The following is a 6,270-nucleotide window of genomic DNA, read 5'->3' as shown; positions in this document are numbered from 1 at the left end:
AGTTAGCAGTTAGCAGTTAGCAGTTAGCAGTTAGCAGTTAGCAGTTAGCAGTTAGCAGTTAGCAGTTAGCAGTTAGCAGTTAGCAGTTAGCAGTTAGCAGTTAGCAGTTAGCAGTTAGCAGTTAGCAAAAAATAAAATATAATTTGGGAAAGAACAAAAAATGAGTAAATATTAATGTCCCAAATTTCGACATAGTCGGACACATCAAAATTTAGAAATAATGAGCGAAGGAACGAAGATGCGAGGCGCAGCCTCAAGCACGAAGTTCTGAAAGCGATTGTCGCTTTAGCGATTTCCTTATTTTGATTGTGATTTTTGGGTCGTTTGCATCAAGGCAAATAAACAGATAAATAAGAAAAATAATAGAAACCTGCATTAGCAGACCTTAAATATGAAACAACTACTAAACAGACTAATCAATCAAGAAAGCATCTCTACAGAAGAAGCAAAAAACGTCTTGGTTAATATTTCAGCAGGTCAATACAATCAAAGTCAAATCGCATCATTCTTAACCGTCTACATGATGCGAAGTATCACTTTAGACGAACTTAGAGGCTTTAGAGATGCCCTATTAGAATTATGTATTCCTGTTGAATTGGATGGTTATCATACCATCGATTTATGCGGAACTGGAGGCGATGGCAAAGACACTTTTAATATTTCTACCTTATCGTCATTTGTTACAGCAGGTGCAGGAGTTCAAGTTACCAAACACGGTAATTACGGCGTTTCTTCGGCTTGTGGTTCATCTAACGTCATGGAAAATTTAGGTATTAAGTTCACAAATGATATCGACTTTTTAAAACGAAGTATAGACGAAGCCGGCATTTGCGTATTGCACGCACCATTGTTTCATCCAGCTATGAAAAACGTAGCACCTATAAGAAAAGAATTGGGTGTAAAAACCTTTTTCAACATGTTAGGACCAATGGTAAATCCTGCATTTCCAAAAAATCAAATGGTAGGTGTTTTTAATCTTGAATTGTTAAGACTATACGGTTATTTATATCAAGAAACCGATAAAAATTATGCTGTAGTCCATGCTTTAGATGGTTATGATGAAATTTCATTAACCGGAAAAACTAAAGTTATTACCAATACAACCGAAACCTTATTTGAGCCTTATGAATTAGGTGTAGACACTGTAGAGCAATCGGCTATATTCGGAGGAAACACGGTTGAAGAAGCCGCTAAATTATTTACCAAAATTATAAGTGGTAAAGGTTCTAAAGCACAAAATAATGTTATTTGTGCCAATGCAGGTTTAGCTATTGCAACCGCAAAACAAATTTCGCACAAAGAAGGGTTTGAACTAGCAAAAGAATCACTAATGAATGGTAAAGGAAAACAAGCATTAGATAAGTTGATTGAGATAAGTAGTTGATGGTTGATGGTTGATGGTTGATGGAAAAGATTGCATCAAGGCAAATGAATAAATAAGAAAATGAATTAAAAAGAAACCGCCTTTCACAGGCATTAATATGAACATATTAGACAAAATAGTAATAGACAAACGTAAAGAAGTTAATTTACGCAAATCTCTAATTCCTGTAAGTCAATTAGAACAATCCATTCTATTTGAACGCAACACTATTTCCCTAGCTCAAAATTTAAGACATAGTACATCAGGAATCATAGCAGAACATAAAAGACGTTCGCCATCTAAATCTGTAATTAATCACAATTTAAATGTGCAAGATGTGGCAAGTGGGTACGAAACTGCAGGTGTTTGTGGTATGTCTGTTTTAACTGACGGTAAATATTTTGGTGGTTCATTAGATGATTTAATCTTGGCCAGAGCCAGTTCTAATGTACCACTTTTGAGAAAAGAGTTTATCATTGATACCTATCAAATTCTCGAAGCCAAAGCATATGGAGCTGATGTTATTTTATTAATAGCAGCAATACTAACAAGAGAAGAAATTAAGCAATTTTCGGAGTTTGCAAAACGTTTAAATCTAGATGTTTTATTAGAAGTTCATAATGAAGAAGAGTTACACAAATCCATAATGCCTTCATTAGATATGTTAGGTGTAAACAATAGAAATTTAAAAACTTTTGAAGTCAGTTTAGAAACATCAAAACAATTGAGTCAATTAATTCCTGATGAATTTGTAAAGGTGTCCGAAAGCGGAATAAGTTCAGTTGAAGCTATAAAAGAATTACAACCATTTGGTTACAAAGGCTTTTTAATAGGCGAAAATTTTATGAAAACCGATAATCCTGGAGAGAGTGCAAAACAATTCATTAAAAGCCTCCTCTAACTCCTCCATTAGGAGGAGAACTCTCACTGTTATGAAAAACGAACTTAAAAATATTAACGAACACCTTTCCCCTTTTGGGGAAAATGCCGACAGGCAAAAGGGGCTTTTGTTAAAAATCTGCGGAATGAAATATAAAGACAATATAGAAGCTGTTGCAAATTTGCAACCCGACTTCTTAGGCTTTATTTTTTACGATAAATCCGCTCGAAATTTCGATTCAATAATGCCTAACATTTCAAAATCGATTAAAAAAGTTGGAGTTTTTGTAGATGAAAAACTAGAAACAGTAAAAGAAACCATAGAACAATATAATTTACAAGCTGTGCAACTTCATGGCCATGAAACACCAGAATATTGCGCGCAAATTTCTAATGTTGAAGTGATAAAAGTATTCAGCATCAAAGACGAATTTAACTTTGATGTGCTTCAGCCTTACGAAGAAGTATGCGATTATTATTTATTCGATACCAAAGGCAAATTACCAGGAGGCAATGGTTACACCTTCAATTGGAATGTACTCAGCCACTATCCCTCCACTAAACCGTATTTTTTAAGTGGAGGTATTGGATTAAATGAAATTGAAAGCGTTCAGTCATTCTTGCAAAGGCAGGAATCTCAATATTGTTACGCCATCGATATTAATAGTAAATTTGAAATAGAACCAGGATTGAAGAATATTGAAGAATTAGAAAAGTTTAAAAAAGCAGTAAGCAGTAAGCAGTAAGCAGTAAGCAGTAAGCAGTAAGCAGTAAGCAGTAAGCAGTAAGCAGTAAGCAGTAAGCAAAAATTAAAAAAAACTTGGGAAAGAACAAAAATTAGTAAAAATTAATGTCCCAAATCAATTCAGAGAATTGAACATCAAAATTCAGAAATAATGAGCGAAGGAATGAAGATGCGAAGCGAAGCTTCAAGCACGAAATTACGAGAGCGAGTGTTCCGAAGGAATTTCCTATATTTTGATTGTGATTTTTGGTTCGTTTGCATCAAGGCAAATGAACAAAATAAAAAAGAAAACAAATTGCAACACTGAATAACAATTCAATTTCGCAATAAAGAAACAAATAAAATGAGTTACAACATCAACGAAAAAGGCTATTACGGAGAATTTGGAGGTGCATACATTCCAGAAATGCTTTACCCAAACGTAGAAGAATTACGACAAAATTACCTTAAAATAATGGCAGAACCTTCGTTTCAAGAAGAGTTTAATGCCTTATTAAAAGACTATGTTGGTCGCCCTTCGCCACTTTATTTCGCCAAACGCCTTTCAGAAAAATACAATACTAAAATTTATCTAAAGCGTGAAGATCTCAACCATACAGGAGCACACAAAATCAATAATACTATTGGTCAAATCCTTATGGCAAAACGTCTAGGCAAAAACAGAATTATTGCAGAAACTGGAGCAGGTCAGCATGGTGTCGCAACAGCAACCGTTTGTGCGCTTATGGGAATTGAATGCATCGTTTACATGGGAGAAATTGATATTGCGCGCCAAGCACCAAATGTTGCGAGAATGAAAATGTTAGGCGCAACTGTTGTTCCGGCTTTATCTGGTAGTCGTACTTTAAAAGATGCCACCAACGAAGCTATTAGAGATTGGATAAACAATCCTGTAGACACACATTATATTATTGGTAGTGTGGTTGGACCTCATCCGTATCCAGATATGGTTGCTAAATTTCAAGCTGTGGTTTCAGAAGAAATAAAACGTCAGCTTTTAGAAAAAGAAGGCACTGAAAACCCAAATTATTTAGTGGCTTGTGTTGGTGGAGGAAGTAATGCAGCAGGCACATATTACCATTATTTAGATAATGAAGCTGTAAATATTATTGCCATTGAAGCCGCAGGACATGGTATAGACTCAGGAGAAAGTGCAGCAACATCTGTATTAGGTAAAGAAGGGATTATTCATGGTAGTAAAACCTTATTGATGCAAACCAAAGACGGACAAATTACAGAGCCATACTCTATCTCAGCAGGTTTAGATTATCCTGGTGTTGGACCAATGCATGCCAATTTATATAAAACAGGACGCGCAGAATTTATTGCCATTACTGATGATGATGCTATGAAAGCAGGACTAGATTTATGTAAATTAGAAGGTATTATTCCTGCGATTGAAAGTTCTCATGCTTTAGCTGTTTTTGAACACAAAACGTTTAAACCAGATGATATTGTAGTTCTAAATTTATCAGGACGAGGCGATAAAGATTTACAAAATTATATTGACTATTTTAAGTTGTAAATTAGCAGTTAGCAGTTAGCAGTTAGCAGTTAGCAGTTAGCAGTTAGCAAAAATTAATAAAACTGGGATTAAAATAAAAATCAGCAAAAATTAATGTCCCAAATTCCGACGAAGTCGGAAGCAACGATTTTCAGAAATAATGAGCGAAAGGATGAAACTGCAAAGCGTAGTTTTAAGCATGAAATCCTGAAAGCGAATCGCTTTGAACTTTTGGTTCGTTTTGTTTCAAGACAAAATGAACAAATTAAATAAAATGAATTCCTGCTAATTCAGGAATAAAAAAACTATAATATTTTGAATAGAATAAACCAAAAACTAGAAGAAGATAAAAAGCTATTATCCATATACTTCACAGCAGGATATCCAAACATCAACGATACAGTTTCAGTCATTGAAAATCTTGAAAAATCTGGTATAGATATGATTGAAATAGGACTACCATTCAGTGACCCTTTAGCTGATGGACCAACAATTCAAGCTAGTTCTACCAAAGCCTTACATAATGGCATGACTAGCGAACGACTTTTTGAACAATTAAAAGACATTCGTAATACAGTTTCTATTCCGTTAATAATAATGGGCTATTTTAACCCAATGTTACAATATGGTGTCGAAGCATTTTGTAAAAAATGCCAAGAAGTTGGTATAGATGGGCTTATAATTCCAGATTTACCAGTAGATGTGTATCATGATAATTATAAATCTATATTCGAAAAATATGGCTTAATTAACGTCTTCTTAATTACACCACAAACTTCAGAAGAACGTATTCGCTATATCGACTCTATTTCAAACGGATTTATTTATATGGTAAGTTCTGCAAGTGTTACAGGTAGTCAATCTGGTTTTGGAGATATTCAAACCAAATATTTTAAACGCATTGCAGACCTGAATCTTAAAAACCCGCAAATTGTTGGATTCGGAATTTCTAATAACGAAACATTTACACAAGCCACTAAATACGCTAAAGGCGCCATTATTGGTAGTGCTTTTGTAAAACACTTAACGAATTCTGGTATCGATAATATCGACGATTTTGTAGCTACTATTTTATAATATGAAATTCTTAAACGACTGGAAACTAATCATCCTTCTATGCTTAACCTTAGGTTTAGCGCCATTCTTGCCAGAACCTCATATCCTTGGAAAAATAAAATGGATTGCAGGAGGTGCAAATGGCATGACTGTAAATGATTGGTTTGATGTCCTCTTGCATGGATTTCCATTTATTCTATTAATTCGAATTTTAATTATTAGATTATTTATAAAACCCAACGTTTATCGAGAATATTAAACTTCAATTCTTCTATTTTAAATTAAAGTTTATATTTGAGTCACATTAACCAACTAAAATCAAAATTTATGGAATGGTATTTAAAAGTCGTAAGAGATAATTACGCAAATTTTACAGGTAGAGCAAGACGTCAAGAATATTGGATGTTTGTATTATTTAATATACTTTTTGCTTTTGCAACTGTCCTTGTAGCTGGAGCATTAGTAGCTATGACAGAAATCGGAGCATTTGCAGGTATATATTTTATTTACATACTTGGTGTAATTATTCCTAGTTTAGCTGTAGCTGTTAGACGTTTACACGACATAGGAAAGAGTGGTTGGTTCTACCTTGTTGGTTTAATACCACTTATTGGTGGAATTTGGCTCATTGTATTATTCGCAACAGAAGGTGATAAAGGACCAAATGCTTATGGACCTGACCCAAAAGAAACAGATTCTAATGTTACTGTTTAAGTTTTATAC

General features: G+C 34.2%; 7 protein-coding genes. All 7 read left to right on the top strand.

The window, feature by feature from the left end; all coding sequences use genetic code 11:
* Positions 1-391: 391 nt before the first annotated feature.
* On the top strand, positions 392-1,384 hold the full coding sequence (gene trpD, locus HNV08_RS16090) for an anthranilate phosphoribosyltransferase (protein WP_173282387.1): 993 nt from the start codon (positions 392-394) through the stop codon (positions 1,382-1,384).
* Positions 1,385-1,481: 97 nt separating this feature from the next.
* Positions 1,482-2,264: an indole-3-glycerol phosphate synthase TrpC gene (gene trpC / locus HNV08_RS16085; protein ID WP_173282386.1), complete on the top strand. Its 783-nt coding sequence runs from the start codon at positions 1,482-1,484 to the stop codon at positions 2,262-2,264.
* Between the two features lie 124 nt (positions 2,265-2,388).
* The gene (locus HNV08_RS16080) at positions 2,389-2,988 is read left to right on the top strand and encodes a phosphoribosylanthranilate isomerase (RefSeq protein WP_173282390.1); all 600 of its coding nucleotides are present in this window, start codon (positions 2,389-2,391) and stop codon (positions 2,986-2,988) included.
* Between the two features lie 342 nt (positions 2,989-3,330).
* Positions 3,331-4,512, top strand: a complete 1,182-nt coding sequence (gene trpB, locus HNV08_RS16075) for a tryptophan synthase subunit beta (RefSeq protein WP_173282385.1) — start codon at positions 3,331-3,333, stop codon at positions 4,510-4,512.
* A gap of 294 nt (positions 4,513-4,806) precedes the next feature.
* A complete protein-coding gene (gene trpA / locus HNV08_RS16070; protein ID WP_173282384.1) occupies positions 4,807-5,568 on the top strand; it encodes a tryptophan synthase subunit alpha in 762 nt (253 codons plus the stop codon).
* Between the two features lies 1 nt (position 5,569).
* Positions 5,570-5,806 carry a hypothetical protein gene (locus HNV08_RS16065; RefSeq protein WP_173282383.1) on the top strand — a complete coding sequence of 79 codons (237 nt, stop codon included), beginning with the start codon at positions 5,570-5,572 and terminating at the stop codon, positions 5,804-5,806.
* 68 nt (positions 5,807-5,874) lie between these two features.
* Positions 5,875-6,261, top strand: a complete 387-nt coding sequence (locus tag HNV08_RS16060) for a DUF805 domain-containing protein (RefSeq protein ID WP_173282382.1) — start codon at positions 5,875-5,877, stop codon at positions 6,259-6,261.
* Positions 6,262-6,270 lie beyond the last annotated feature (9 nt).

The sequence above is a fragment of the Winogradskyella eckloniae genome (assembly GCF_013249045.1).
Classification (GTDB): Bacteria; Bacteroidota; Bacteroidia; order Flavobacteriales; family Flavobacteriaceae; genus Winogradskyella; species Winogradskyella eckloniae.
Note: the sequence above shows the minus strand (reverse complement) of the source record. Positions and strands in the feature narration are given on the sequence as shown.

Excerpts from the sequence above, each read along its gene's own strand:
- HNV08_RS16060 (WP_173282382.1), top strand. The coding sequence starts at position 5,875 with ATGGAATGGTATTTAAAAGTCGTAAGAGATAATTACGCAAATTTTACA.
- HNV08_RS16065 (WP_173282383.1), top strand. The coding sequence starts at position 5,570 with ATGAAATTCTTAAACGACTGGAAACTAATCATCCTTCTATGCTTAACC.
- HNV08_RS16080 (WP_173282390.1), top strand. The coding sequence starts at position 2,389 with ATGAAATATAAAGACAATATAGAAGCTGTTGCAAATTTGCAACCCGAC.
- trpC (WP_173282386.1), top strand. The coding sequence starts at position 1,482 with ATGAACATATTAGACAAAATAGTAATAGACAAACGTAAAGAAGTTAAT.
- trpB (WP_173282385.1), top strand. The coding sequence starts at position 3,331 with ATGAGTTACAACATCAACGAAAAAGGCTATTACGGAGAATTTGGAGGT.
- trpD (WP_173282387.1), top strand. The coding sequence starts at position 392 with ATGAAACAACTACTAAACAGACTAATCAATCAAGAAAGCATCTCTACA.